This window comes from Streptomyces gilvosporeus, from assembly GCF_002082195.1.
Lineage (GTDB): Bacteria > Actinomycetota > Actinomycetes > Streptomycetales > Streptomycetaceae > Streptomyces > Streptomyces gilvosporeus.
This window is the reverse complement of record NZ_CP020569.1, coordinates 4,590,965-4,616,244: the sequence shown is the minus strand read 5'-3', so window position 1 is coordinate 4,616,244 and position 25,280 is coordinate 4,590,965. Positions and strand designations below refer to the sequence as shown.

The window sequence follows — 25,280 nt, the reverse complement described above, 5'->3', positions numbered from 1 at the left end:
GAGGAGGAACGCCCATGGAGGAGAACACACCATGACGGCCACGCCGGTCGGCCGTGCGACACCCCCCGGCCTCCCGCCCTCCCTACAGGACCTCATCGGCAAGCACCCCGGCGAGCCGAATGTGATGGACCCGGAGCTGCTCGCCGACCCGTTCGGCGGCTACGGCCGGCTGCGCGAGCAGGGCCCCGTCGTCCGCGCACGCTTCATGGACGACACGCCCGTCTGGCTCGTGACGCGCTTCGAGGAGGTGCGCGCCGTCCTGCGGGATCCGCGTTTCGTGAACAGCCCGTACTCGGTTCCGGGCCACACGGGCCCGGACCCGCGCGACCGGCTCATGGAAGTACTCGGCATTCCCGAGGAGTTCAGCGTCTACATCCTGGAGTCGATCCTGACCAGCGACCCGCCGGACCACGCCCGGCTGCGCCGCCTGGTCTCCCGCGCGTTCACCGCACGCCGGGTCCCCGACCTGCGGCCACGCGTCGAGAAGATCACCGACACGCTGCTCGACGAACTCCCCGGACATGCCGACGGGAAAGGGGTGGTCGACCTCGTCGAGCACTTCGCCTACCCACTGCCGATCACGGTCATCTGCGAGCTGGTGGGTGTACCCGAGGCGGACCGGACGCGCTGGCGGCGCTTCGGCGCCGACCTCGCCTCGCTGGAACCCGAACGGATCGGGGCCTCCTTCCCGGTCATGATCGGCCACGTCCACGAGCTGATCGCGGCACGCCGTACGGACCCGCGGGACGACCTGATCACCGCGCTGATCCGCGCCCAGGACGACGACGGCGGCCGGCTCGGCGACACCGAGATGGTCACTCTCGTCATGGCGCTGGTGCTCGCCGGGCACGAGACCACCGCCCACCTCATCGGCAACGGCACCGCAGCCCTGCTCAGCCACCCCGATCAGCTGCGGCTGCTCAAGGCAGACCCGGGGCTGCTGCCGCATGCCGTTCACGAGCTGATGCGCCGGTGCGGTTCGGTCCAGATGACCCAACTGCGGTACGCCGCCCAGGACGTGGAGCTGGCGGGCACCCGGATCCGCCAGGGCGAGGCCGTCCAGCCCGTCCTGGTCTCGGCGAACCACGACCCACGCCACTACGGCGACCCCGAGCGCCTGGACCTGACCCGGCAGTCGGCGGGCGAGGACCATCTCGGGTTCGGCCACGGCATGCACTACTGCCTGGGCGCCGCGCTCGCCCGTCAGGAGTGCGAGGTGGCCATCGGCCGCCTCCTGCGGCGCTACCCGGACCTCTCCCTGGCCGTCGCCCCCGGCCAACTCACCACCCAGGTACGCCGCCGGCAGCCGGGCGCCTGGCGCCTCCTGGGCCTCCCGCTGCGCCTGATGCGTACGGCATAGCCACGACCCCGTCGCGTCGCGGCCCGGCACGGTCAGGAGGGCCGTCCCTCCCGGCCGTGCAGGGCCGCGAAGTCCCGGAACCGCTCCACCGCGGCACCGAGGTCGGCGGGGCCGCAGCGGAGGTGGAAGACCGAGCCGTCCGACCACGCCTGGATCCAGGAATCCCGCTCGGCGGATTCGGCGGATTCGGCGGTCTCGGTGCGGTCGAGGGTGGCTCCGTGGAGTGCGGTCTCCTCGAGATCGAGCTCGACCGACCAGCCGGGATTGTCCAGCGTCTCGATGCGGATGCCGTACGCATGCTCCCAGTCACCGTCGCACTGGTCGGTGTACCAGGCGGTGAGAAAGCTCAAAGGGTCGCCGGGCATGGCGTCTCACGCTCGTCCCGGTGCCGCGCCTCGGCCGCGCGTTCGGCGAAGAAGTGGGCCCCGGCGACGGCCACCATCAATCCGGCGATCATCTGGACAGAGTAGGTCAGGCTCATCAGCGGCGCGGGCAGCTTGGGGTCACCGGGGGCCACGCCCAGCGTGACCAGCGTCAGCCAGCCGCCCCAGCCGGCCAGTGCGCCGGCGCCGGTCCAGGCGGCGGCCAGCGGCACCAGCACCGGGAGCCGGCGCCCGCGGCCGTAGCCGAGAAGCAGGATTCCGGTGACGGCGAGCACGGCGAACAGGACGTACGCGGCGTCGTTCACACGGGAGTTGAAGTCCTGCGCGGCGATCCGCGCAGGGGTCAGTCCGATGGTTCCGCCGGCCGCCCACACCAGATGCATCGCGCCCGCGAACAGGATCAGCGCGCTCGCCGTACCCGCGGTCAACCGGCGCGCGGACCCGGTCGGCGAGGGCGGCAGCTCCCCGGTACGGCCACGCCACAGATGCCGCCAGCGCTCCCTGGCGTACCGCACGAAGAGGGTGACCAGCGTCAGGGCCTGCACGATGAAGCCGCCGTAGACGACGCTCCACACCCAGGGAGCGAGGAGCGCATCGGAGCCGTCGTCGGTCACCGCATTGTGGCCGTGCGCGGCGGCGCCCAGCATCTGGACGGAGAATCCCACGACGATCGGCGCCAGCAGCCCCGACGCGCACCACATCGGCACCGCCAGCAGCCAGGCCGGGACCTTCCGTCCCCAGGGCCGGGTGAGCAGAAACGACAGCACGATCACCGCGCCGTCCATCAGCAGGGTGAGCGCGTTGATCGCCACCAGGAAGCCGCCGTCCTTGCGGAGCGCGCTGCCCTCGGGGATGCCGATGCGGCTGCCCGCTATCCAGGCGATCTTGAGGGAGAGGTAGGGGATGCAGGCGGCGAGGGTGATCGCCCGGAGCGTGGCGCCGATGCGCCGTCGCGGGGCGCGAGTCGGGGCGGCCGCGTGGTGGCGGGTCGGGCTGGTCGGAAAGGTCATGGTGACGAGCCTCCCGGCACCGCCCGCCGCCCGCCTCGGCCGCGCCGACGATCCGCCTCCGCCGTATGGGGGAGGGGACGACAGGTCCGGACCGGCACGAAGGCGACGCCCTGTTCGCCGCAGCTGCGGACGAACGCGGCGGGCCGCGGGCGTTCGCGGCTGCCCGGATCAGTCGTCGAGCGCGATGGCGTTCTTGGCCCGGGTGACGGATTCCTCGGAGGCGGGGCCGCCGGGATTCTCCGTCGCCAGCCCCTGGTTGAGGGTGACGAAGGGCCGCATGCGGTCCTCGTGACGGGCGAATGCCGCGCGGTGGTCGCCGTCGGCCCGGCCGAGGGCGTCGGCCAGTACGTGGGCGCCGACCAGGGCCAGGCTGGTCCCCTGGCCGGACAGCGGGGACGCGCAGTATCCGGCGTCCCCGAGCAGCACGGTCCGGCCGTGCGACCAGCGTGCCATCCGGATCTGGGCCACCGCCTCGCAGAAGAAGTCGGGTGCCTCCTGTGCCGCCTTGGTCAGTCTCGTCGCCTCCCAGCGCAGGGACGCGAGCCGCTCGGCGACGGTCCCCCGGAGCCACTCGGTGTCGCGGTGGTCGCCGTCGAGCGGCTCGGACTGGAAGCCGAAGGCGATCCTCAGCTCGGTGTTGTCGCGTACGGGCATGATGCCGAAACCGGCTTCACCGTCCCTGAGCCAGACCTGCCAGTTGTCCAGACCGAGGAAGTTGTCCGCGCTGAAGACCGATACGTAGCTGCCCAGGTGATGGGTGAAGTCCTCCTCCGCCCCGAAGACCAGCCGCCGCACGGTGGAATGCAGGCCGTCGGCTCCCACCACCAGGTCGAAGGCGCGGGGAGCCGCGTGCGCGAAGTGCACCCGTGCCTCGCGCTCATCCTGTTCGAGCGCAGTGATGCCGTCCCCGAAGACGTACTCCGCATCGTCGCGGGTGCGTTCGTACAGCAGCTCCACCAGGTCCTCGCGCAGCAACTCGATGTCGTCGCCGTCCAGCCGACCGCTGCTGTAGGTCGCCTCGGTGGACCGCTCGAACTCGTTGCCGTCGGCGTCGAGCAGCGACATCCCCCGCATCCGGGTACGGACCTGCTGCGCCTGCTCCAGCAGCCCCATCCGGGCGACGACGTCGAGCGCGACACCGCGGATGTCCACGGCCTGGCCGCCCCGACGCAGGCCGGGCGCGCGCTCGACGACGGTGGGCGCGAAGCCGCGGCGGCTCAGCAGGTGGGCAAGCGCGGATCCGGCGATGCCGCCGCCGGAGATGAGTACGGTCTGCATGGGAACCCCCTTCGTACGATGTACGCGGCTGAATGTACGCCGTACGCGCAGTCCTGCCAACTGCTGCCGGATGCCGTCAGGTTGCCTTACAGGGATGGCCTGTACTAGCTCAGAGGGCGCTGCCGATGGTGTTGCTGCTGCTAGCTTCTGCACTAGTACAGTGCGTGCAGGCAGCATGAGGGCCCACGAAAAGACGTGAGAAGGGACGTGAGAAAGGACTTGAGAAAAGACCCGGGGACGATCTGAGCGCCACCGGAGAAAGTTCCGAGAACGACCCGAGATCGACCCGAGAACGACCCGAGAACGAACATCGGAAAGAACCAGGCCATGGCCGTGGAAACAGACCCGCCCTACCTGCGCATCGCCGCCGAGATCCGGAGGCGCATCACGGAGGGCGAACTCGCCCCGGGTGACCGGGTTCCCTCCACCCGTCAGATCTCCAGGGAATGGGGCGTCGCACTCGCCACCGCGACCAAGGCGCTGACCACCCTGGGCCGCGAGGGGCTCGTGGAGGCCCGCCCCCGCGCCGGCACCGTCGTGGCCGCGGCCCCCGCCCCCGTACCGCCGAAGCGACGCGCCCCCGCCGACCGCGGCACCGCCCTCCCCGATCACGAGCTGACCCGTGACCGGATCGTCCGGGCCGCCATCGAGATCGCGGATGCCGAGGGGCTGGCCGCACTGACCATGCGCGGTGTCGCCGCCCGGCTGGGCGTGGCGGCCATGTCCCCCTACCGGTACGTCACCGGCAAGGACGACCTGGTGCTGCTGATGGCCGATGCCGCCTTCGGGGAGGGGGCCTACCCTGCCAAGACCCCCGCCGACTGGCGGGCCCGTCTGGAACTCGGCGCGCACACCCTGTGGGCGGTCTTCCGCAGGCACCCGTGGCTGGCGCAGCTCAGCCCGCTCACCCGCCCCTTGCTGCTGCCCAACCTGATGGTCCACGCCGAATGGGCGCTCGGCGCGCTGGACGGCCATGGCCTGGACCCGAAGACCATGCTCGACCTGCACATCCTCCTCTACAGCTACATCCAGGGCCTCGCCGTCAACCTGGAACAGGAGGCTCAGGCGGAAGCCGCCACCGGCCTGACGGAGGAACAGTGGATGGACCGTCAGGCCCACGCCGTGCAGGCGATCGTCACCTCGGCCCGCTACCCGGTGTTCACCAAGGTGGTCGGGGCCTTCCAGAACGGCTACGACCTGCGCCTCGACGAATTGTTCGCGTTCGGCCTGGAGCCCCTGCTCGACGGCATGGCCGCCATCGTCGAGGGCGGACCGCCCCGCCCCCGGCCAAGGCTCCACGGGCAGAACCCGACGGCGAGCGGGTAGCTCCGGCGTGCGGGCGCTCCATGAGACGTCCCTGCTCACGCCCGCGTTTGCCGGACGTTAGCGGCGCGGCAGTCCCGCGCTAGCGGGCTCGACCAGAGTGGGTGTCGTACCGAGGAAACAGTGACACCGACCGACCTGGGGGACCCGAAATGAGCGCCAACACCACTGCCCGTACTTCCCGTACCGCCCGTCGCCGCGCCCTGCGGGTTGCCGCCGCGGCTCTGACCGCGGCCGCCGCGCTGTCCCTGACCGCGTGCTCCGGCTCGGACACCGCCGCCTCCAAGCCCGCGGGCCGTACGGACACGGCCGGGGCCGCGGAGGCCGGCGGTGCGGGCGCCTCCGCCGGAGCGCAGGGCGCCGACGCCCAGGCGGGCTCCGGCGCCAAGGTCGACGCCAACGCGGACACCGCGGGCAAGCGGTCGGGCAGGCAGTCGGCCGGCGGGCACGCCGCCGGCGCCGGTGGCGCGGGCTCGGGTGTGGAGCGCTGTCACACCGCCGGCCTGAAGGCCGCCTTCGCCACGGGCGGCGATGCGGCCCCGGACCCGAACGCGGGCGGGGCGACGACCACCAGTGTCGTGCTGACCAACAAGGGCAGCCGCGCGTGCAAGATCGGCGGATTCCCGGGTGTGGACCTCAAGTCCGTGAACGGCGGCGAGCGCTGGTCGCTGGTCCGCTCGTCGGCCAAGCACGGCTCGATCACGCTCGGACCCGGGGACAGCACCGACTTCACGATCAACGTCGCCCTGACCAAGGAAGACAAGGGCTTCTACCAGCCCGCCTGGGCGGACATCACCCCGCCCAACGAGACCAAGTCGATCACCATCGAGTGGCCCTGGGGCACGCTCGTCGACCAGCGCAGCGCCACCCACCCGGCCACCTTCGTCAACCCCATCGGCTGACCACCAAAGCGTTCTGCGACACGCTGTAAGGGCAAGAGCGGTGACGCAGTGGCCAGTTCGGCCGTCTCATCCGCGGATTCGCCACCCTTCGGTGGACTCGGCAGCCGCAGAGTCGCTGGCATGGGAGTCCGGGCCGGTCCGGGGCTGTGATCGTGCGTCAGGGAAAAGGTCTGGTCGGGCTGATGATCAATCTGATAGCTTCCAGTCGCCCGTGACACCCCGAGGAGGTGAGACCCATGAACGCTGTATCGACGTGGGTGCTCCCCCTTCCCGTCACGGCCGGCGATTGATGTAGGTATCGCCGGGAGCGCCTCGACAACAAGGCACTCCCGAAAGGCAACACCTATGTCCTCTCTTAAGTTCACCGCCGAGTCGTCGTCGAACGGCATGGTCGAGCGCGACTTCACCGTGGGCGACGTCCCCGGCGTCCTCTGGTCGCCGGCCTCCGGCGCCACCGATCGCACGCCCCTGGTCCTGATGGGCCACGGCGGCGGCAACCACAAGAAGCACCCGGCGATGTCCGGCCGTGCCCGGCTGCTCGTGGCGGGCTGCGGCTTCCACGTGGCAGTCGTCGACGCGCCCGGTCACGGCGACCGGCCGCGCACGGCGCACGACGAGGCGGAGATCGCCGAACTGTTCCGGGCGCGGGCGGCGGGCGAGCCGGAAGGCCCGATCGTCGTCCGCTACAACGACCACCTGGCGGAGCGCGCGGTGCCCGAGTACCTGGCGCTCCTGGACGCCCTCCAGGAGCTTCCGGAGATCGGCACCGAGGGGCCGGTCGGCTACTGGGGCATCAACATGGGCACCGCGATCGGCATACCGCTGGTGGCGGTCGAACCCCGGATCACGGCCGCGGTCTTCGGTCAGCACTGGCCCGATGTCCTGGCCGAGAAGGCGAAGCGGATCACCATCCCGATCGAGTTCGACCTGCAGTGGGACGACGAGCACATCTCTCGCGAGGAGGGTCTCGCGCTGTTCGACGCCTTCGCCTCGAAGGAGAAGTCGCTGCATGTGAACTCGGGCAAGCACAAGGAACTGCCCCGGTTCGAGGCCGACAGCGCGGTCCGGTTCTTCGCCCGGCACCTCGGCGGAGCGGCCACCACGGCGGCCTGACGCGCGTGGTTGTGGCGTCCGGCTCGTCAGCCGGGCGCCGCAGCCGCGGCTCCGAGCCAGGCGTAGGCCACGAAGATCCTGCCTCGCGAGGCGAAATGACGGTGGATCGGTTCGCATGGCGGGGTGTTGCGGGCGTCCAACTCGGTGCATTACTGGGTGTCTTGTGGCACGCGGATGACGCGCGGCCCCATAGTGGCTTGGACAACGAACAAGGCCACACCGATTGGGCGCAGTGAGCGACAGGGCGGAAGGCCCCGATCGCGAGTTCGCCGCCGATCGCGGCGGATCGGGGACTTCCGCCTTTACGGGCCCGGCCGGAGGGGGTCTGGGCGGGGCCCTGTTGCCGCCCGGGTGCCGGGTGCCCGTTTACGCGGCGGGGGTGAGTTCGGCGCGGCCGAACAGCAGCGCGTAGCCGGAGGGGAGCTGGTGCAGGATGCGGGTCAGGAGGTCGGGGCCGGCACAGGCGGCGACGGCGGAGAAGACGGAGCCGGTGTCCCAGCGGGTGGTGGCGAGGGAGGCGCCGGTGCGGGCGGCGAGGTCCTTGACGAAGGCCCAGCCGGTCAGCGGCTGCGTGTCGGGGATCTGCGCGGTCAGGACGCGTGCGGCCTCCAGGGGCAGCCGGGCGGCCAGGTCGACGCGTTCGTCGCCGGTCAGCTGGCGTCCCAGCCCCGCCAGGACGAGGCGGACGGCTTTGTCAGCTTTCTCGCGGGTGGGGTAGGCGCCTTCGTAGCGGACTTTCTCCAGCATCTGCTCATACGCCGTCCCGTATGGCTGCTGGTGCTCAAGCGGTGCGCGCACGTCGGTGATCACTGCAGTGCATGCCTTTCGTGGAACCAAGGTGGGGTGGTGCCGGTGTGCGGCACCGAGTGAGTGGTCAGATGGGCTGGGGGTGACCGAAGAGGAGGTCGTAGCCAGCGGGGAGCTGGAGCAGGATCTCCCCCAGCAGGTCGTCGCCGGCTGTGTCGGCGACCGTGGACAGTACGGCGCTGACGTCCCAGGTCGCGGTCTGCTCGGTGGCGCCCTCGATCCAGGCTGCGGTCGCCCGCACGAACCGCTCCGGCGACAGCGGTTCGGCGCTCTGGAGCGGGTTGAGGAGGATCAGGGCGTAGTCCTCCGGCAGGCGTGCCGCGAGCTGGGCGCGGACTTCGCCGACCAGGTGCGCGCCGAGCAGGGCCAGCACCACGCGAGCCGCGCGCTCGGCTTCCTCCACAGTGCCGTACTCGCCGCGTTCCTTCACGTGGTCGAGGAACGCCTCGCGTCGCAGAGTCATCTCAGCCGCCACCCCTTTTCTTGTCCTACGGACTGCCACGGGGTGCGGAGGGCGGGGTGAGGGGGAGATCAGGTGCCCTCCGCACCCGTCCGGCCGGTGTCAGCCGGAGATCTCCTTGCGTCCGGATCCGACGCCGATGGAGATCTTGCGGGGCTTGGCGCGCTCGGCGATGGGGATGCGCAGGGTGAGCACGCCCGCATCGTAGTCGGCCTGGATGTGCTCGGTGTCGAGGGTGTCGGCGAGCGCGATCTGGCGGGAGAAGACGCCCAGCGGCCGCTCGGACAGCTCCATCTGCACATCGTCGGCCTTCGCCACCGGCCGCCGTTCGGCCTTGACGGTGAGCATGTTCCGTTCGACGTCGATGTCGATCGCGTCCGCGCTGACGCCGGGAAGGTCGAAGGCCACCACGTACTCGTCACCCTCGCGGTAGGCGTCCATCGCCATCGCCGACGGCCTCGACCAGGTACCCGGGCCCATCAGCGTCTGTGCCAGTCGGTCCAGCTCACGGAAGGGGTCAGTGCGCATCAACATCGTGAAAACACCTCCAGCAGGTTCAGGCAGTTACTGCCAATGCGCCTCACTGACACTGTTGTAACATGTCATCCAATGGATGACAAACATGATGTCGTCAGCCTGATGACAACCCGAGGGAGGTGTTCGTGACTCCGGCCGACCAGCCGCATCTGTCCCGCACCGACGCCGACAGCCCGGTGTCGTTCCTTGCCGCCGCGGCGGCTCTCAACGCCATAGACGCCGCCCTGCGCGAAGCTCAGCACAAGACCCCGAACGCCCCCGCCCCCGGTCCGGAACAGGCCCTGGCCTCCTTGTTGCTGCTGCGGCAGGTGCGCGAGCAGCTCGCCGGATGGGAGACCGGCCTGATCGAAACGGCCCGCGACGCGGGCGCCAGCTGGGCCGACCTGGCCCACCCCCTCGGCGTCGCCAGCCGCCAGGCCGCCGAACGCCGCTACCTGCGCGGCCGTCCCGGCCCGGCCGGGACCACCGGCGAGCAGCGTGTCCAGGCCACCCGTCAGGCCCGGGCCGCCGACCGCAGCACCGCCGCTTGGGCCCGCCGCAACGCGGCCGACCTGCGCCGCCTCGCCGGCCAGATCGCCGCACTCACCGACCTTCCCCCCGCCGCCCGCCACCCGATCAGCGAGCTCCATGCGGCCCTCGCCCACGACGATCCCGCCGACCTCATCGCCCCCCTGACCGCTGCCCGCCCGCACCTGGCCGCCTCCCACCCGGACCTCACCGCCCGGCTCGACACCCTCACACCTCCCTGACCCCGCCCGGCGCACCGCAACAGCAACCCGGTCAACGTCCGCCCCCGGGCAAACGAAAGGAGACCTGGAGACCAACGCGGCCGGCCTGCGGGCCCACCCGGCCTGCTCCCTCACCAAGCAGTGCCTGGACGTACTGGTTCATTTCCGAGAGGGCAGTGGTGGATCGGGAGGTCCCTGGGGCGCGCCTGCTGGGTCCCCCACCTCGGCCCAGACCACCTTCCCGCTGTGACAGGCCGGGTGGTAGTAGCCCCATCGCCCCCACGATGGCCTTGGTGGGCCTGGCGCGCATCGCGGCGGTCAGCGTCGGCTCCCCTCGGGAGGTGTGGTGCGCCCACCGGGCCCAAACCGGCATCAGCCGCAGGGAGTTCGACCAGTACATGAGCGGCGCCACCCAGGCCAGCGGGCGCACCCTTGAAGCACCCCGGCCCTTCGACGAGCCGGTGCCGCTCAGCGCCCTGCGTGCCGCTGGGGCGTTCCATCCACCGCAGAGTTACCGGTACCTCAAGGGCGAAGCGCTGAGGCAGGTAGCCGAAGCCTCGCCAGCCGCGGGTACGGTCCTGCGCGGAATTCCGGGAGAGCCTGTCCCGGCGTAGGCCGGAGTCGACAATCGGCGGCCGGGTCGACAAGCGGTCGGCCCGGCCTTCGTCGTCCGCGTCGGACGCGGCAACGCCAGGAGAGTTTGCGGGTGCATCGTTGCAATCCGCCCAATGGCGCGTGACGCAGGCCGCAGGAGGTTGATCTCGCGATTCGAGATGACGGCCGATCAGGTTGGCCGGGAGCGGCTTGTGGCGGTCAACTCGGTGCGTTACTCGGTCCCTTATGGCACGCGAAGGGCACGCGGCTCAAAAAGGGTCGAGACAACGAACAAGCCCCAGGCCGCTGACCTGGGGCTTCCGTATGGAGCGGGTGACGGGAATCGAACCCGCGCTCCGAGCTTGGGAATCAGAGGGCCTCCGGGTTCCCTGTCCCTGCCTGACCAGCGAAAACGCCGCTACTGGGGTGGTGCGAGCGGTCGAATCCCCAACCCTTGTTGACCCCTGTTTACCGCTCCGTCTGGCACGACACTGGCACGATGGGCGGTTTTGCTCGTTGACCAGGCTCTGCAGCACCCGAGAGCGCGTCGGCGGGTGCTCGGACGAACGGGGCGACAGGCGCGATTGCTGTCGCAAGCGGTGGGTTGCCCTGGACGGCTACGACTGCTCGCGGCCTGCGGCGATGCTTGCGCAGGCAACGGATACCTTCGCGTCGCGATCAAGGGGAATGAGGTCATCAGGGATGGGCCTTCGTGGAAAAGTGCTCCCGGCTTCAGAGGGTGGTCGGCAGGTCCGGTTTCGGGCACCGTGGACGAAAGTTGACGATTGATTGGCAAAATGATTACATAGCCCGGTCGTCACGGGGGTGAGAAACGGGGGAAGTTCAGGGAAAGTGCCGTTGACCGCGGTACTGCCGAGTTCCTGTCGATTCCCTGCGGATGTTTCCGCAGGTGATTTCGTATTCCCGCCTGATGTCATCTCTTGACGGCATGAAAATGGGGTGCGCCGCCCTACCAAGACTGACGCACCCCGCGGCTGCCGTGCAGCCGAACCACTCATCAGAGCAGTTAGTGGAGAATACATGTCTGTTGTTGCCACGTCCAAGAAGCGTCTGGCCGCGGCCGGCGCCGCCGTCGTCGGTCTCGCCGCGCCGTTCACCCTGGCGCTGTCCGCCCCCGACGCGCTGACCAGCTACTTCGGTCTCTCGACCGCCGCTGCGAACAAGGCGTTTGATGCCATTATGGCCGGGACGGACATTGCCTCCGCGCTGGCTATGTTCGGCGGTGTGACCGCTGCCGGCGGCATTGGCCTCTGGATCCTGAAGAAGGCGATCGCGCGGGCCGGCCGTACCGCTGCCGTCGCCTGATCTCGGTGAATAGGTGAACTCCAGCGAGGCCCCGGGCTCCGGGGCCTCGCTGGAGCCACGCGCCCGGGAATCCTCAGCTGCGTATCCGAGAAATTTGAGAGAGGGCCGTATGGCCTTTATCGCTTCGATCGCGCGACGCCAACGCCTGACGCTTGTCTGTGGTCAAGTGCTGTGGCTGGGCTGTCTGCTGTGCGGAATTCTCTTCGCTGACGGAATGTCGCAGACCGTCCATGTTGAGCCCAAGCAGCCAAGCGTAGATTTGTTCACTGAAATTCTGGCGAACAATTGCGGGATTGCCGCAATGGCATTCAGCGGAGTCGCCACGTTCGGACTCGGCGCGGTACTGGTGTCGCTCTTCGCCGGGCTCAGCAGTGGTCTGTTCATCGCGCACGCCTACGCCCTGGGGGCCGGGCCGTTCGCTCGGACCGTGCTGCCGCACGCGGTGCTGGAACTGCCCGCGTTCGGCGTGGCCGTCGCCGCAGGGCTGGTTCCCGCGCTGGCCTTGGCTCGCGCCCTGCTTGCCGGCCGAAAGGTGCAGATCAGTCAAAGTCTTGTCGATGCGGCAGCCCTGCTCGGGCTGTCGATGGCCATGCTCGTCGTGGCCGATTGCGTGGAAACATGGGTGAGTACGAGGTGAACTCCGAACTGACAGAGGCCGGTCTGCAAGGCGGTGCCTTCTCGGGCATGACCCCGCAAGGAGAGGCGGCAGCGGAGTCCAACCGGACGTGGACCACTCCGCGCCGGACGTACCGGCTCCTCATCCTGCTGCTCATGTTGGCGATCCCGTTGGCCAACCTCACACTGCTCGGTCAGTACCGCGACGGCGTGGTGCACCGGGTCCCGGACGCTGATGCGGGAGCGGTCAAGGCCGGAGTCGCTGCGGCATGGCTCTTCGGTTCGGTACTCAACGCCCTCGGCGTACTGTTCATCGTGCTGATTGCGGGAGCGGTCGGCGCCGTCGCGTGTCGACTGGCCGGCAGCCGTGGGTCCTTTGCAGACGACCGGACATTCGCCGGGCTCGCGGTTTCGGGCTTCCTCCTTGGCAAGCTCCTTGTGCTGGCGCTGGGTTCAGCGCTGTTCTCCCTGCCAGCCACCGATCACATCGTCGCCGTGCTTGGCGGAGTGGATCCGGCGCTGGCGGTACTGGCCGCCGCTTGCGTGCTTGCCGTGCGGCACTCCGCGCGGTTGTCGTGGCCGCGGAGCGTGGTCTGCGCCATGGTCCCCACGGCCTTCTACGCGGTGGTCTGCCTGATCACCCGAACCTGATCGCCCGACAGCCCACGCCGCGGCACGGCCGCGCGCGACACTGCCCACCAGATCCCCTCCACGAAAGGAATTCCATGTCGGCGTCTCGCCAGCGGAACCCGCGCTCCGCGATGGCCGTTACGGGTGGCCTGTGCGCAGCAGCCGCAGTGCTAGCCGTGGTACGCGGTGCGTGGTACCGCATGACGCGGGATGCCACGAAGACCGCGATCGAGCAGGCTCCGCAGATCGCCGATCACGCTCGTGCCGGGGTGCTGCGTACGCAGGACCTGCTGAACTGGGGCTGGTTCGCGATCGCGGTGCTGTTGGTCGTGCTCGCGGTGCTGGTGGGGCTGGCGTCGTTCGGTACGTGGCTGCTGTTCGGTGTCTCCGCGTTGATATGTGTACCTCTGGGCGTCGCAGGTTGGCGGTTTCCTGCGGCGGAGGGGCTGGACGTCGTGGCGCTTGCGTTCATCGGTTGCGTGGTGGTGGCAAGCGCCGTGGCGTTGCTGTGGCGCCGGCCTGCCTGAGCGACTGGGGTAGGGGATGCAGAGTCAGCCAGGAGTTCAGGCACCGCGCAGGCGGGCCTCGCCCGTCCGGCGGTATGTGTGGCGGGCAGGTCTGGCCGTGCTGGAGGGAGATCTGCGGCGCCGGCGCAACCGGCTTCCAAAATACCGTGATCTTTCGGCCCCCTTGCGGACCTTCGTGCTGGTCGTCGGGGTAGGTGGTCTGCTGTTCGTCGCCGCGCTGCTGTGGGCGATCAGTACCGCCGTGGGGCGGGTCTTTCCGGTGACCGGCTCTGGTGCGTCCACGGTGGCTGGGGCTTGCTGGCCCGTGGTCGCGTTGGTCGTGATGGTGAACCTGCTTGCGGCGCGGCCTTCCCAGACGCGGCTGCTGCTGGAGCCACCGGACCGCAGCCTGCTGATGGCCTGGGGTGTCCCGCCACGGGCGCTCTTCCTGGCCCGCCTGTGGCTGCCCCAACTCGTAGGTTCCATGGGTGTGTTCACCGCGGCGGTTCTGATCGCGGTGCCGTGGCTGTCGGCATCCGAGGCCGGTGCGCGTGTGCTGCCGGCCGTCCTGGTGACAGCGGCGGGTACGGCGCTGACGGCGGCCCTGCTGCGCATCTGCGCCACGGCTGCTTTGGCCCGGTCCCGCGTTGTGCACTCGGTGGGCCGCACAGCTGCCTGGATGATGGCGGCGGCGTTCACCGTCGGCTATCTCGTCTCGCCCCTCGTGGCGGGCGTCATTCCCTCCGCCACGCTTGAGCCGGAGGCGGTGTCCGCCTCCTTCCGGCGCACCGCCTCGGACCTCCGTCCCGAGTGGTGGGACGACCTTTTCCTGCCCGGGAACCTGAGCTGGACAGGGGCGGTGTGGGCCGTCTCCGTGGCGGTGCTGGGCGTGCTGGCCTGCGTACTGCTGCGGCGCGCCGAGCGGCACAGCGCACTGCACCCGTGCGGCCCGGCGGCCCAAGGGGCCACAGCCGACCGGACTGCTTCGCGCCCTCTCCACGCCGCGGGACTGATCACCGCTGTCGTCGTCAAGGACCTGCTGTCGGCGCGGCGCCGTCCCACGGCTGTGACCGGTCCCCTGTACCGCGTGTGTGCGCTCGGCCTCGGGCTGGCGGCTCTCGGCTGCGGTGTGCGGCTCCGCTACGGCACTCAGCTCCCGTGGCAGCTACCCGCCGATACGTGGGGCACCGCGGCGGCGGTCGCGATGTACCTCGCCATCTCCGGCGTCGTCGCCCAGGTCGCGGGCGTGGAGGCCGAGCACAGGTCCCTCGAGATGCTGCGCCAGGCACCCGTCCCCTTCGGCCGCATCCTTGCCGGCAAGGTCGCGGCCTGCGCCACCGTCGCCGCTCTGCCCGTGGTACCGGGCTATCTCGGGCTGCTGCTCGCCGGCGGTGGACCGATGGTTCCCAGTACGTTCCTGGCCCTGCCGGTCGCACTGCTCGCCGGAAGCTGCGCAGTCGTGGCCACGGCGTTCCTTGTACCGCTCCCGGAGAGGTTCGACGACGAGCGGACGAGCCGTTCCGGCGTCGCTGAGACGGTCGAAGGCGTGCTCGCCGCGCTGCTGGCCTCCCCGACCGCGCTCGGCCCCTGGCTCCGCAGCGCGACCGGGGCACGAGGCGGCACCGCACTCGCCATCGACACCGGCGCCCACCTTGCCGCCCTCCTCGTCCTGGGCCTGGGGCTGGGTGTCCTGGCTCGTCGTGACCTGCACTTCAGGAAGGCAACACCGTGATCGACGTCGAATCCGTCACCGTACGCTTCGGCGACCACACCGCCCTGCACGAGGCGCGGTTCACCGTCGCCGAAGGCGAATTCGTCTGCCTGGTGGGCCGCAACGGCTCCGGCAAGACGACCCTGCTGCGGCTGCTGGCCGGCCTGGCCGAACCCGGCACCGGCCGGGTACGCGTCGCCGGCCACACCGCCACCGACCTGGCCGCGCGGACCGTCCGTGGTTTCGTCCAGGCCGAGCCACCCCTGTACGACTACCTCACGGTCCGCGAGCAGCTGGCCTTCGTCTGCCGGCTGCACGGAACCGACGTGGCGACCGCCCTGGAACGGTTGGCACACACGGTGCTGGCAGATCGCCACGACGCTCTGGTCCGAGAGCTTTCCCTGGGCATGCGCAAGCAGCTCGGCCTCGTCACGGCCACCGTCCACGACCCGGCTCTCGTCCTCATGGACGAGCCGGCCAACGCACTCGACGCCACGGCCGTCACCACGCTGCGGGAAACGGTACGGGACTGGCACGCCCAGAAACGGACCGTCGTCCTGTGCACCCATGACCTCGCCTGGGCGGACGACCTTGCCGACCGCCTCCTCGTCCTCCAGCACGGCCGCCTCGTGCACGACGTGCGCCTGGCGGACGAGACCGTCACTGCCGCCCTTCGACGCCTGGGCGCCACCGGCGCCCTCACCCGCCCGGAGCCCACCACCGCGGAGCCCGCCCCATGACGCAGACCACCACGCCAGACCCGACGGCCGGATCCGCCGTGCACGTCGCGGGCCTGCAACGTACCTATCCCGGCGGCGCTGGGCTGCACCACCTCGATCTCACTGTGCCCACCGGGTCGCTCACAGCTCTGATCGGCCCCAACGGCTCGGGCAAGACCACCACGATGCGGCTCCTGCTGGGCCTGGACCAGCCCGAAGCAGGCACGGGCACCATCCTCGGTTCCCCTTTCGACCACCCCGCCCGATACCTTCCCGAGGTGGGCGCCCTCATCGAGCACCCCGCCCTCTACCCTCGGCTCACCGGTCGTACGAACCTCCGCGTCCTGGCCGAACTCGCGGGGCTCGGCGACGACCGCATCCACCGCGCCCTGAGCCTCACCGGTATGCAGCAGCATGCCGACCGCCTGGTGGCCACCTACTCGCTCGGTATGCGGCAGCGACTCGGCATCGCCGCGGCCCTCCTGACCGAACCGCGCCTGCTGATCCTGGACGAGCCCACCAACGGCCTCGACCCGGTCGGCACCGCACAACTACGCGAGCTCCTGCGCGGCCTGACGTCCGCCGGCACAACCGTGCTGATCTCCAGCCACCAGCTCAACGAACTCGACGCCACCTGCGACCACTTCGTCTTCCTGCACCAGGGCACCACCCTGTTCCAAGGAGACCGAGACGCGCTGGCCGCTTCCCAGCATTCGTACGTCGAAGCAGCGCCCGAGTCGCCGGACCAACTCGCCGCCCTGGCAAGCACCTTGCAAGAGGCAGGCTACGGCGTCCGGCAGCACGAGGGCCGCCTGCTGGTCGACACTGCGGCGGAGCACGCGGGCGAACTGAACCGCACCGCGACCGCCCACGGCATCACCCTGGCCCACCTCACGGTGCGACGCCCCACGCTCGAAGAAGCCTTCTTCTCCGTCCTCGGTCAGGAGCCGCAGTGCTGAACGACGCCCTCCTGCGCGCATATCGCAGTGAACGCATCAAGGCTCTACGCCCCCGCGTACTGATTCCCCTCCTCGCTGGTACGGGCGCAGTGTCCGCGATCGCGGCAGCCGCCATGGTCACTCTCACCAGCTCCCCGACAACAGGAACCAGCGGGCCACTGAAACCCCTGCAGATGGTCACCTCGATCGTCTGCCTCGTCCTCATGGCTGTCGCGGCGACCTCGTTCACCAACGAGTACCGATACGGCACATGGCGCAACCTGCTCATCCGCCTCCCCAACCGGTCCCAGCTGCTTCTGGGAAAGGTGGCCGGGCAGGTGGTACTGGCGGTCCTGGTGGCCGTGACCACCTGCCTGGTCACCGGCGCGACGGCGTGGGCAGCGGCCTGCCTTCGCCACCTGGACACCTCGACCTGGGCCTCCGGCCAGGCATGGCTCGGCAGTGTGTCCGTGGCCCTGCGGGTGCTGGCGGCGCTGGTCGCCGCAACGGTCTACGGTGCCGCCGCGGGGCTTCTGCTGCGCAGCGCCGGGGCCGCGCTCAGTGTCCTGTTCGTGTGGACCCTGGTGGGCGAGTCCGTCCTGACCGCCTTCGCGGCAGCTCAAGGCTGGGCCGTGTCCGCATGGCTGCCGGGCTCAGCCCTCACACGGCTCGCCTCCGACGCTCACTGGGCGCCGGCAGCCCTCTCCGTCACCGCGTGGTGTGCAGTGTTCCTGTCCGGAGGCATCTGGTATCTGATCCGCACGACCAGAGTCACCTGAGATGACATCTCTTTCGGCGGGTCTGCGATAGCAGATGAGGCGCAGACGGTACTGCACTTCCCGGTGGTGGGCGGCTAGGACTGCAACCGCACTCGCCCCCGCCTCGGACGAAGGGCTTGCGGTCGCCAACTCGGTGCGTTGGAGAGTGCGTTATGGCACGCGAGTGGTGCGCGGCCTGAAAATGGCCTGGATAACGAACAAGCCCCAGGTCGCTGACCTGGGGCTTAAGCGTGGAGCGGGTGACGGGAATCGAACCCGCGCTCTGAGCTTGGGAATCAGGGGGCTTTCGGGTGCCTAATGCCTTCCTGACCAGGGAGAACGTTGAAGCTGAGGTGGGTCCGCCCGGTTGGATCTCTCGCCCTGTTGACCGCTGTTTACCCCTCTGTCTGGCACGACACTGGCATGGGCGTGCACTTGGGCCCGGAACGGGAGTGTTCCCGCAGGGGGCGTCTCGCTGCGGAACACGTGCTCTGCTGCCGACGGAACGCGGATTGCTTGGGCGAAGGGGGTGCTTCCGGCGGTGTGCTGCCGGGCCAGGCGGATCGTCGAGTCGACGGGCACCTCCCACTCGATATGCCTGGCCGCGTCCGTCTTGACCTGCAACCTCCTCACGATGCGGGACCAGGTGCCGTCGACGAGGGCCCTTGAGATCAGGCGACGACGAAGAATCTGTGGGCCTCGCTGGCCTGACCTGCATAAACGCTGATCGGGCGGTCTCGCGGAAAAAATCTTCGAAGAAATCCGGCGCGCATGTCGATCCGTCCGGCTCCCGTTCGACGCAATGGGTGAGCGGCGGGGAACGGCCCCGCCTCCACCGAAGGAGTCACCATGCCGCGTTACCTCTCCCTCGTGAAGATCGACGAGAAGACCGCCCCCGCCGAGGGCCCCAGCCCGGAGCTGATGCAGCGGATGGGGGAGCTGATCGAGGAGATCACCAAGGCCGGAGTGATGCTGGACACCGCGGGCCTGACGCCGACCGCGCAGGGGACGCGGGTGCACTGGGAGGGCGGGAAGATCTCGGTCACCGACGGGCCGTTCACGGAATCGAAGGAGGTTGTCGGCGGGTACGCGATCATGCAGTGCAAGGACAAGGCCGAGGCGATCGAGTGGACCAAGCGGTTCCTCAAGACCCACGAGGAGTTCTGGACAGTGACCTGTGAGGTGCGGGAGATCGCCGAGGGCTGAGCGTTCCTTGGCGTTCGGCCGCCGGGGGTGTTCGATGGTGGGCTGTGGAACCACAGCCCACCCCCGCCCCCGGCACGTCTGCCACCACGGCCATCGAAACCGTCTTCCGCCTGGAGTTCCCCCGTCTCATCGCCGCCGTCACCCGCATCGTTCGCGACGTCGGTATCGCCGAGGAACTCGCGCAGGACGCGCTGGTCGCGGCGCTGGAACGGTGGCCGCGGGAGGGGGTGCCGGACAACCCGGGTGCCTGGCTGACGGCGGTCGCCAGGCGCCGCGCCGTCGACCTGGTCCGGCGCCGGGAGAACTACGCCCGCAAGCTCCAGGAGATCGGCCGCAGCCTGGAGACGACGGCACCGGCACAGGAACCGGCCGACCCGGGCGACATCGACGACGACCTGCTCCGCCTGGTCTTCACCGCCTGCCACCCGGTGCTGTCCGCCGAGGCCCGCACCGCCCTCACCCTGCGCCTGCTCGGCGGCCTGACGACCGCCGAGATCGCCCGCGCGTTTCTCACCCCGGAGCGGACGATCGCCCAGCGCATCGTCCGTGCCAAGCGCACCCTGGCCACGAGGAACGTTGCCTTCGAGGTGCCGTACGGCCCCGACCGCGAGGCCCGCCTCGGCTCCGTCCTGGACGTCATCTACCTGATCTTCAACGAGGGGTATGCGGCCACCGCAGGCGACGACTGGCTGCGCCCCGGTCTGTGCGAGGACGCGCTGCGGCTGGCCCGGCTACTGTCCGGCCTGATGCCGAAGGAACCGGAGGTGCACGGACTGACCTCGCTGCTGGAGTTCCAGGCATCCCGCACTGCCGCCCGCACCGGCCCGAACGGCGAGCCCGTCCTCCTGGAGGACCAGAACCGCCGCCGCTGGAACCGCATGCTCATCGCCCGCGGCATCACAGCCCTCGCCCGAGCCGACGCCGCCTCCCCCAAGCTCTCGGCTTCGCTCGAGCAGGGGGGACCCCCATCGGGCGCCCCGGGGCCGTACGTCCTCCAGGCGGCCATCGCCGCCTGCCACGCGCTCGCGTACACCTACGAGGAGACCGACTGGCGCCGTATCGCCACCCTCTACGGCCTCCTAGCTGTCCAAAGCCCTTCTCCTGTCGTGGAGTTGAACCGCGCGGTCGCCGTCTCCATGGTCGACGGCCCTGCCTCCGCCCTGGGCATCGTCGACACACTCGCCGCCGAACCCGTCCTGCGCGACTACCACTTGCTCCCGAGCGTCCGCGGCGATCTGCTTCGGCGGCTCGGCCGTACGGAGGAGGCTCGCACGGAGTTCGAGCGGGCCGCCTCCCTGGCCCGCAACGTGCGCGAGCGCGGACTGCTGCTGGCCCGGGCGGAGGAGTGCCGGTTTCCGGGCGGTCCGCCGGACTCCCCGCATTCGTAACATGTGCCCGCCGGTCCCATCGAGGAGGGGCACGCCAAAGCCCCTCTGGCGAGGACATTTCCGCGAGAGGGGGCACACAGAGGGCACGACTGCCGGCGAGAGGTCTAGACAGTAGAAAGGGCCCAGGTCGCTGACCTGGGCCCCAATTATGGAGCGGGTGACGGGAATCGAACCCGCGCTCTGAGCTTGGGAATCATAGGGGCTCTGGGTGCGTCGCCGCAGGTAGGTGGCCCGTAGGGCTGTCATGCGCGGCCTGTTGGGACCGTCGTCCGTGCCCCCGGTTGTCCGTGGCTGACCGCCTCTACTGGTGCGGCAGTGGTGCGGAGAGGTAGATGCGTACCCACTGGCGAAGTAACCGTGCCTCCCGCTGGTGTGGGATGCGCGCCGCCGTACGCGGGGATGAGTACGAGGGACGCCGATGAAGGGGGAACGTGCGGTGGAATCCATATGCGCAGAACCGACCACGGATCACCAGGCGGGAGGATGACCGTGGCCGGGCTGACAAGCGGAGAGTCGGCGCTGAGACGTGCCCGTACAGCACGAAATCTCACGCTGGAGGAGGCCGCCGATTCCCTGAACCAGATCACCGGCGGCGCGACCGACGCGAGTCTGCTCAGCGCGTGGGAGACCGGGCGGCGCCGGACTGGGGCGAAGAACCGGGCTGGACTGTGCCAGCTGTACCGGGAGCGCCCGGAGGTGCTGTTCGCCCACCAGGACGGAGAAGCCACCAGCGTGCTGGAGACCTCCGGCACGGCGGTGGTCGTCCAGGTGCTCACCCGCTGGACCGACCTGGTCGAGGCGATGGTCGACGTCGCAGCCGGGGCACGTGAGCAGCTGGTCGTCACCGGCAGCCGGAGCCGGGAGAAGGCGTATCTGGCGGCGATCGAGACGGCGGTGGCCCAGCACCCGGACCTGGTCCACTACCGGGTGCTGTACGGCCCGCCCCGGCACCGCGCGCTCGCCGACCATCTGCTGCGGCTGCTGGAGCTGCGTGACCCGTCCGCCCGCCGTAACGCACCTGGCGCACCGAACGTCTCACGGCCACCGGTGGCACCACGGTTGCCAAGTCCTACCGCCTGCTGAAGGCGATCATGCAGACCGCGGTAGACGACGAGCTGATCCGCCGCAACCCCTGCCGCATCCCGGGCGCAGGCAAGGAAGACCCCGACGAGCGCCCCACCGCCACCGTCGAGCAGGTCGACGCCCTCGCCGACGCGATGGGACCGCGCTGGCGCCTGATGGTCTACTTCGGCGCGTACGGGCCGATGCGGCCGGAGGAGCAGGCCCCGCTCCGCCGTCGCGACATCAGCCTGGAGCCCCTGGCCGCCCGCATCACGGAGGCCGCGCCCGAGCTGACCACCGGCCGACGTGTTGTCGGCGACCCCAAGTCCGCTGCGGGCAAGCGCACCCTCTATCTCCCGGCCTTCCTCTCTATGGAGGTGAAGCGGCACCTCGAATGGTTCGCCGAAAAGGACGAGGACGGGCTGCTGTTCGTCGGGGAACGGGGCGCACCCTTCCGCCGCTCCACCTTCGGCCGCAAGTGGCGTAAAGCGCGTGCCAAGGTCGGCCTGCCCGACGACTTCCGCTTCTACGACCTGCGCCATACCGGCCACACGCTGTCGACCCAGTCCGGCGCCACGCTCAAGGACACGATGGTCCGCGCCGGCCAGTCCACGGCGAAGGCCGCGCTGATCTACCAGCACTCCGACGACGACCGTCAGCAGGAGGTCGCCGACGGCATCGACGCGAAGGTCCGCGACGCGCGCCAGAAGGCACGGGACACGGCGCGGAAGAAGGGAACGCGGGCCGGCTAGTGCTGTGACCACATGGGTCCGCCGAGTTGGTGGGCATGGCGATTGGATGTGTGGTGATGTCCGGTCCGACCGCTGGAGGCGTGTAGGTCTAGAGGAGCGGAGCGGGAGGGAATCAGCCGCGGATCGCTTAGTGCCGCCCTCTGGCGAAAGCCTCTTTAACTCACCCTAGTGTCGGCGGTCGGTCGACAGGAAGATCGCCGCGGCAGGGCACAGGTCGACGGCCTCGCGAACCGCGTCCCGTGTTTCAACAGGCGGCTCGGGTCGCAGAACGATCGCCTTGCCGTCGCCCTGACGCTGGTCGAACACCTCGCCAACGGTCAACACGCACATTCCGGAGCCGACGCAGCGCTCAGCGTCCACGGTGATCCTCATTGGTCATGCATCCCAGGTGACGGGGAGGCTCTTCACCCCGTAGATGTCCGCGATCTCCGGGCGCAGGGCGACCTCTCCAGCCGGTACGGCAAGGCGCAGCGTGGGAAAGCGGTTGACCAGGGCGGGGAACGCGACGCGCATCTCGACGCGGGCCAGCTGCTGGCCCAGGCACTGGTGGATGCCGTGGCCGAAGGCCAGGTGCCCGCCGTCCTGTCTGTGAAGGTCGAGCGCGTGCGGATCGGCGAAGCGCTCAGGGTCACGGTTGGCGGTGTTGTACGACAGGATCACCGGCGAGCCGGCCTTGACGGTCTGGCCGCCGAGTTCGACGTCTTCCAGCGCCGTCCTCATGAACGTCTTGGCGACGCTCAGATACCGCAGCAGCTCCTCCACGGCCCGGTCGGCGAGCGCGGGATCGGCGCGCAGCGCGGCCAGTTGCTCCGGGTTCTGCAGCAGCGCGAAGGTGCCCAGTGCCAGCATGTTCGCGGTGGTGTCGAGCCCCGCCGCGAGCAGAAGCAGGCTGATCCCCTTCAGCTCCTCGTCGGTCAGATCGCTGTCGGTGAGGTCGCTGAGCACGTCGTCGGTGGGGTTCGCACGCTTGGCGGCCACCAGCTCCGCGAGGTACTCCTGGGTCGCGGTGTAGGCCGCTATCAGGTCCTCGTCGCTCGTCTCCCCGTTCATGAACGAGCCGACCTGCTCTTGGAAGGAGCCCCGGTCCTGGTACGGCACCCCCAGCAGCTCACAGATCATGATGGCGGGGATGGGCTTGGCGAACGCGGTCACCAGGTCCGTCGGCGGCCCCGCCTGCTCCATGGCGTCCAGGTGGTCGGCGGTGATCTGCTCGACGCGCTCGGTGAGCAGTCGCATCCGCCGTACCGTGAACTTGCCCATCAGCGGCTTGCGATAGCGCCTGTGCTGGGGATCGTCCATGTGGAGGAACTCGCCGGGCGGCGCCGGAGGGACCTCGATGTCGCCGTAGTCGATGGTCGGATGGAGCATGAGCTCCTTGCGTGAGCTGAACCGCGAGTCGGCCAGGACCGAGCGGACCAGGTCGTATCCGGTGATCAGCCAGCCGGGTTTTCCGCCGGGGAAGGTGTAGCGGCTGATGGGGCCGTGCCGGCGGGTGTCGATTAGTTCTGCCGGCGGGTCGAAAGGGCAGCCGGGCTGACGCGCCGTCGGCAGCGTCGTGACGGTGTGGAGGGGATCACCCATGACGGTTCCTCATCTCGCGATATGACGTGTTTTGCGATGCTCGAAAGCTATGTTGCATTCAGAATGACGTCAATCGACGTAAAGGCATTTCCCCATGTGAAGTCCGGGAAATTGATGCAATGGCGCTGGGCTCGAATGCAATGCTGCGTTGCAATGGATGGCGGCGAAGGCAATACTGGTGGCATGCCAGGAGGACGGTTGACCCAGCAGGACCGCCAGCGCATCGCGGCCGGCCTCGCCGGCGGGCTCTCCTACGCTGAGATCGCCAGGCGGCTCGACCGGCCGACCTCGACGATCAGCCGGGAGGTCGGACGCAATGGTGGTCCCAGCAGCTATCGGCCCCAGCAGGCGCACCAGGCGACGTCCCAGCGGGCGCGGCGCGGCACACCGGCACCCCCGCGCGCGGCCGGACCGCCAGGCGGCGCGGTGGCAGGGGAGATCATCGAGCTGGCGGTCAGGTCGGGGATGCCGAGGATGACGGCGCGCGTGCACGTCGACCTGTTGCTGTCCGAGGACGGCAGGCGCACCGCGGCCGAGCTGACCCGCAGGCTGAAGGTCAGCCCGGCCTCCGTCTCCGTGGCCGTGAACTTCCTGGTCCAGCAGGGTTATGTCCGGCGTGAGCGCGATCCGCAGCGGCGTCGCGACATCTACGTGGTCGACGACGCCGCCTGGTATCACTCGGTCGTGATCAGCGCGCGGCAGACGCTCGAGGCGGCGCAGGCCGCGATCGCGGGGGCGGAGACGGTCGGGCTCGACCGGCCCGCGGGGCAGCGGATGGCCAGGGCAGGCGCGTTCCTGGAGCGGGTCACCCTGGACATGATGGAGTCGGCCGACCGCTGGCGCGCTCTCCTGGCGTGAGGGATCTCAGACGAACTCGGGGAGCCGGCTGACCAGTTCCTGCTGATCGCCACCGGTCCACGCCCCATGCTCGTCAGCCAGGCCGCGGGCGGGCACGCTGCCTCTCCTCTACGAGCGGAGCCGTTGAGCCCTCGATCGGCCGGCGGCGCCCGCCAGGGTGCAGGGCGGGGCACTGCGAGCCCCAGGCCGCGCCGGTCCTCGTCGGTCAGCCTCTTCGCCCATGCCATTTCGGCCAGGACCTGCTGCACCAGCAGGGTGTTGACGTGGATGAGCGCGGCCTGGAGCAAGTGCTGGGAGAGCCTGCCGAGGCTGCCCGAAGCCCGCGACCATGTCGGCGGCGCCCTCATTACAGGGACCCTCTACGTGCTCTGCGACCGCGACCGGGGGCAGGCCCACGTACGGGGCGAGGTCTACGCCCTCGATCTGCGCAACCGTTGGTGGAGCCGGAACAAGCAGGCCAGACACCACTCCGACTTGCCCACACCCAACCTCTGCGGCACCCGTTAGTGGTGCACGAGTGGTGCGCCCTCCGTGAACCGACCAACCGAGCCGCCCAGGAAGCCAATTCAGCAGGGATTGGCCACTCCGGGACGGCTTCGTGCTACCCGTGGCCGGGGTGTGCCAAAGGCAGCTCGGCAAGGGGAAAGCGTCTCTGGCCTGCGGGTTTAGCGAATATGTCCGCCCGTCACGGGCCTTCATGGCCCGTTCCCTGTAAGGCAGTTGACGTGACTGAGG

At 69.7% G+C, this 25,280-nt stretch carries 27 protein-coding genes and 1 pseudogene; 20 read left to right on the top strand and 8 right to left on the bottom strand.

Annotated features, from left to right (window positions below):
* Positions 1–31 precede the first annotated feature (31 nt).
* Positions 32–1,360, top strand: a complete 1,329-nt coding sequence (locus B1H19_RS20510; protein WP_083106092.1) for a cytochrome P450 family protein — start codon at positions 32–34, stop codon at positions 1,358–1,360.
* 32 nt (positions 1,361–1,392) lie between these two features.
* Here B1H19_RS20510 and B1H19_RS20505 read toward each other — a convergent pair whose 3' ends face one another.
* The 3 genes from B1H19_RS20505 to B1H19_RS20495 form a co-directional block, all read right to left on the bottom strand.
* Positions 1,393–1,725 (bottom strand): Imm53 family immunity protein, encoded by a 333-nt coding sequence (locus B1H19_RS20505; protein ID WP_083106091.1) that lies wholly within the window; start codon positions 1,723–1,725, stop codon positions 1,393–1,395.
* Entirely contained in the window at positions 1,707–2,753 is a 1,047-nt protein-coding gene (locus tag B1H19_RS20500; RefSeq protein ID WP_083106090.1) for a hypothetical protein, read from the bottom strand. The genes B1H19_RS20505 and B1H19_RS20500 overlap by 19 nt, the downstream gene beginning before the upstream one ends.
* A 168-nt stretch (positions 2,754–2,921) precedes the next feature.
* Positions 2,922–4,031: an FAD-dependent monooxygenase gene (locus B1H19_RS20495; protein WP_083106089.1), complete on the bottom strand. Its 1,110-nt coding sequence runs from the start codon at positions 4,029–4,031 to the stop codon at positions 2,922–2,924.
* Positions 4,032–4,358: 327 nt separating this feature from the next.
* Between B1H19_RS20495 and B1H19_RS20490 the strand changes: the two genes are divergently transcribed.
* The 3 genes from B1H19_RS20490 (at position 4,359) to B1H19_RS20480 (ending at position 7,369) form a co-directional block, all read left to right on the top strand.
* Positions 4,359–5,357 carry a TetR/AcrR family transcriptional regulator C-terminal domain-containing protein gene (locus B1H19_RS20490; protein ID WP_083106088.1) on the top strand — a complete coding sequence of 333 codons (999 nt, stop codon included), beginning with the start codon at positions 4,359–4,361 and terminating at the stop codon, positions 5,355–5,357.
* 149 nt (positions 5,358–5,506) lie between these two features.
* Positions 5,507–6,256 carry a DUF4232 domain-containing protein gene (locus B1H19_RS20485; RefSeq protein ID WP_083106087.1) on the top strand — a complete coding sequence of 250 codons (750 nt, stop codon included), beginning with the start codon at positions 5,507–5,509 and terminating at the stop codon, positions 6,254–6,256.
* 345 nt (positions 6,257–6,601) lie between these two features.
* Positions 6,602–7,369: an alpha/beta hydrolase family protein gene (locus B1H19_RS20480; protein ID WP_083106086.1), complete on the top strand. Its 768-nt coding sequence runs from the start codon at positions 6,602–6,604 to the stop codon at positions 7,367–7,369.
* A 366-nt stretch (positions 7,370–7,735) separates the two neighbouring features.
* Here B1H19_RS20480 and B1H19_RS20475 read toward each other — a convergent pair whose 3' ends face one another.
* The 3 genes from B1H19_RS20475 to B1H19_RS20465 all read right to left on the bottom strand — a co-directional run bounded on the left by B1H19_RS20475 (position 7,736) and on the right by B1H19_RS20465 (position 9,170).
* Positions 7,736–8,179, bottom strand: coding sequence for a DUF2267 domain-containing protein (locus B1H19_RS20475; protein ID WP_083106085.1), 444 nt, complete (start codon positions 8,177–8,179; stop codon positions 7,736–7,738).
* Between the two features lie 64 nt (positions 8,180–8,243).
* Positions 8,244–8,639: a DUF2267 domain-containing protein gene (locus B1H19_RS20470; protein WP_083106084.1), complete on the bottom strand. Its 396-nt coding sequence runs from the start codon at positions 8,637–8,639 to the stop codon at positions 8,244–8,246.
* A gap of 99 nt (positions 8,640–8,738) precedes the next feature.
* Positions 8,739–9,170 (bottom strand): Hsp20/alpha crystallin family protein, encoded by a 432-nt coding sequence (locus tag B1H19_RS20465; RefSeq protein ID WP_083106083.1) that lies wholly within the window; start codon positions 9,168–9,170, stop codon positions 8,739–8,741.
* A 128-nt stretch (positions 9,171–9,298) separates the two neighbouring features.
* On the opposite strand from B1H19_RS20465, the gene B1H19_RS20460 reads away from it, so the two are divergent.
* The 14 genes and pseudogenes from B1H19_RS20460 to B1H19_RS20395 form a co-directional block, all read left to right on the top strand.
* Positions 9,299–9,922 (top strand): type III effector protein, encoded by a 624-nt coding sequence (locus tag B1H19_RS20460; protein ID WP_083109763.1) that lies wholly within the window; start codon positions 9,299–9,301, stop codon positions 9,920–9,922.
* A 263-nt stretch (positions 9,923–10,185) separates the two neighbouring features.
* Positions 10,186–10,515 carry a hypothetical protein gene (locus B1H19_RS20455; protein WP_237289416.1) on the top strand — a complete coding sequence of 110 codons (330 nt, stop codon included), beginning with the start codon at positions 10,186–10,188 and terminating at the stop codon, positions 10,513–10,515.
* Positions 10,516–11,536: 1,021 nt separating this feature from the next.
* Positions 11,537–11,821: an uberolysin/carnocyclin family circular bacteriocin gene (locus B1H19_RS20450; protein WP_083106082.1), complete on the top strand. Its 285-nt coding sequence runs from the start codon at positions 11,537–11,539 to the stop codon at positions 11,819–11,821.
* A 109-nt stretch (positions 11,822–11,930) separates the two neighbouring features.
* A complete protein-coding gene (locus B1H19_RS20445) occupies positions 11,931–12,458 on the top strand; it encodes a stage II sporulation protein M (RefSeq protein WP_083106081.1) in 528 nt (175 codons plus the stop codon).
* A complete protein-coding gene (locus B1H19_RS20440) occupies positions 12,440–13,087 on the top strand; it encodes a YIP1 family protein (RefSeq protein ID WP_083106080.1) in 648 nt (215 codons plus the stop codon). The genes B1H19_RS20445 and B1H19_RS20440 overlap by 19 nt, the downstream gene beginning before the upstream one ends.
* 179 nt (positions 13,088–13,266) lie before the next feature.
* Positions 13,267–13,593 (top strand): hypothetical protein, encoded by a 327-nt coding sequence (locus tag B1H19_RS20435; RefSeq protein WP_159028098.1) that lies wholly within the window; start codon positions 13,267–13,269, stop codon positions 13,591–13,593.
* Positions 13,594–13,756: 163 nt separating this feature from the next.
* Positions 13,757–15,304, top strand: coding sequence for a hypothetical protein (locus B1H19_RS20430; protein WP_083106078.1), 1,548 nt, complete (start codon positions 13,757–13,759; stop codon positions 15,302–15,304).
* Positions 15,301–16,023, top strand: a complete 723-nt coding sequence (locus tag B1H19_RS20425) for an ABC transporter ATP-binding protein (protein ID WP_083106077.1) — start codon at positions 15,301–15,303, stop codon at positions 16,021–16,023. Before B1H19_RS20430 ends, B1H19_RS20425 begins: the two co-directional genes overlap by 4 nt.
* Positions 16,020–16,961, top strand: coding sequence for an ATP-binding cassette domain-containing protein (locus B1H19_RS20420; protein WP_083106076.1), 942 nt, complete (start codon positions 16,020–16,022; stop codon positions 16,959–16,961). Before B1H19_RS20425 ends, B1H19_RS20420 begins: the two co-directional genes overlap by 4 nt.
* Positions 16,955–17,719: an ABC transporter permease gene (locus B1H19_RS20415; protein ID WP_159028097.1), complete on the top strand. Its 765-nt coding sequence runs from the start codon at positions 16,955–16,957 to the stop codon at positions 17,717–17,719. The genes B1H19_RS20420 and B1H19_RS20415 overlap by 7 nt, the downstream gene beginning before the upstream one ends.
* An 828-nt stretch (positions 17,720–18,547) precedes the next feature.
* A complete protein-coding gene (locus B1H19_RS20410) occupies positions 18,548–18,904 on the top strand; it encodes a YciI family protein (RefSeq protein WP_053924777.1) in 357 nt (118 codons plus the stop codon).
* A 44-nt stretch (positions 18,905–18,948) separates the two neighbouring features.
* On the top strand, positions 18,949–20,292 hold the full coding sequence (locus tag B1H19_RS20405; RefSeq protein WP_083106075.1) for an RNA polymerase sigma factor: 1,344 nt from the start codon (positions 18,949–18,951) through the stop codon (positions 20,290–20,292).
* Positions 20,293–20,781: 489 nt separating this feature from the next.
* The gene (locus B1H19_RS20400; protein ID WP_237289415.1) at positions 20,782–21,375 is read left to right on the top strand and encodes a helix-turn-helix domain-containing protein; all 594 of its coding nucleotides are present in this window, start codon (positions 20,782–20,784) and stop codon (positions 21,373–21,375) included.
* Positions 21,306–22,106: pseudogene (locus B1H19_RS20395) on the top strand (tyrosine-type recombinase/integrase); the annotation flags it as partial. The gene B1H19_RS20400 and the pseudogene B1H19_RS20395, both read left to right, overlap by 70 nt.
* Before the next feature lie 165 nt (positions 22,107–22,271).
* Here the strand turns inward: B1H19_RS20395 and B1H19_RS20390 are convergent.
* Positions 22,272–22,466, bottom strand: coding sequence for a ferredoxin (locus B1H19_RS20390; RefSeq protein ID WP_418361457.1), 195 nt, complete (start codon positions 22,464–22,466; stop codon positions 22,272–22,274).
* Between the two features lie 15 nt (positions 22,467–22,481).
* On the bottom strand, positions 22,482–23,687 hold the full coding sequence (locus B1H19_RS20385; RefSeq protein WP_083106073.1) for a cytochrome P450: 1,206 nt from the start codon (positions 23,685–23,687) through the stop codon (positions 22,482–22,484).
* Between the two features lie 183 nt (positions 23,688–23,870).
* Here B1H19_RS20385 and B1H19_RS20380 point away from each other — a divergent pair, with 183 nt between their 5' ends.
* The gene (locus B1H19_RS20380; protein WP_107426073.1) at positions 23,871–24,545 is read left to right on the top strand and encodes a winged helix-turn-helix domain-containing protein; all 675 of its coding nucleotides are present in this window, start codon (positions 23,871–23,873) and stop codon (positions 24,543–24,545) included.
* A gap of 267 nt (positions 24,546–24,812) precedes the next feature.
* Entirely contained in the window at positions 24,813–25,052 is a 240-nt protein-coding gene (locus B1H19_RS38005; RefSeq protein ID WP_159028096.1) for a Kelch repeat-containing protein, read from the top strand.
* The last annotated feature ends 228 nt before the right edge of the window (positions 25,053–25,280 follow it).

Excerpts from the sequence above, each read along its gene's own strand:
- B1H19_RS20455 (WP_237289416.1), top strand. The coding sequence starts at position 10,186 with ATGGCCTTGGTGGGCCTGGCGCGCATCGCGGCGGTCAGCGTCGGCTCC.
- B1H19_RS20510 (WP_083106092.1), top strand. The coding sequence starts at position 32 with ATGACGGCCACGCCGGTCGGCCGTGCGACACCCCCCGGCCTCCCGCCC.
- B1H19_RS20480 (WP_083106086.1), top strand. The coding sequence starts at position 6,602 with ATGTCCTCTCTTAAGTTCACCGCCGAGTCGTCGTCGAACGGCATGGTC.
- B1H19_RS38005 (WP_159028096.1), top strand. The coding sequence starts at position 24,813 with ATGAGCGCGGCCTGGAGCAAGTGCTGGGAGAGCCTGCCGAGGCTGCCC.
- B1H19_RS20465 (WP_083106083.1), bottom strand. The coding sequence starts at position 9,170 with ATGTTGATGCGCACTGACCCCTTCCGTGAGCTGGACCGACTGGCACAG.
- B1H19_RS20485 (WP_083106087.1), top strand. The coding sequence starts at position 5,507 with ATGAGCGCCAACACCACTGCCCGTACTTCCCGTACCGCCCGTCGCCGC.
- B1H19_RS20470 (WP_083106084.1), bottom strand. The coding sequence starts at position 8,639 with ATGACTCTGCGACGCGAGGCGTTCCTCGACCACGTGAAGGAACGCGGC.
- B1H19_RS20380 (WP_107426073.1), top strand. The coding sequence starts at position 23,871 with ATGCCAGGAGGACGGTTGACCCAGCAGGACCGCCAGCGCATCGCGGCC.
- B1H19_RS20450 (WP_083106082.1), top strand. The coding sequence starts at position 11,537 with ATGTCTGTTGTTGCCACGTCCAAGAAGCGTCTGGCCGCGGCCGGCGCC.
- B1H19_RS20420 (WP_083106076.1), top strand. The coding sequence starts at position 16,020 with ATGACGCAGACCACCACGCCAGACCCGACGGCCGGATCCGCCGTGCAC.
- B1H19_RS20445 (WP_083106081.1), top strand. The coding sequence starts at position 11,931 with ATGGCCTTTATCGCTTCGATCGCGCGACGCCAACGCCTGACGCTTGTC.
- B1H19_RS20440 (WP_083106080.1), top strand. The coding sequence starts at position 12,440 with ATGGGTGAGTACGAGGTGAACTCCGAACTGACAGAGGCCGGTCTGCAA.
- B1H19_RS20435 (WP_159028098.1), top strand. The coding sequence starts at position 13,267 with ATGACGCGGGATGCCACGAAGACCGCGATCGAGCAGGCTCCGCAGATC.
- B1H19_RS20505 (WP_083106091.1), bottom strand. The coding sequence starts at position 1,725 with ATGCCCGGCGACCCTTTGAGCTTTCTCACCGCCTGGTACACCGACCAG.
- B1H19_RS20410 (WP_053924777.1), top strand. The coding sequence starts at position 18,548 with ATGCCGCGTTACCTCTCCCTCGTGAAGATCGACGAGAAGACCGCCCCC.
- B1H19_RS20385 (WP_083106073.1), bottom strand. The coding sequence starts at position 23,687 with ATGGGTGATCCCCTCCACACCGTCACGACGCTGCCGACGGCGCGTCAG.
- B1H19_RS20495 (WP_083106089.1), bottom strand. The coding sequence starts at position 4,031 with ATGCAGACCGTACTCATCTCCGGCGGCGGCATCGCCGGATCCGCGCTT.
- B1H19_RS20490 (WP_083106088.1), top strand. The coding sequence starts at position 4,359 with ATGGCCGTGGAAACAGACCCGCCCTACCTGCGCATCGCCGCCGAGATC.
- B1H19_RS20500 (WP_083106090.1), bottom strand. The coding sequence starts at position 2,753 with ATGACCTTTCCGACCAGCCCGACCCGCCACCACGCGGCCGCCCCGACT.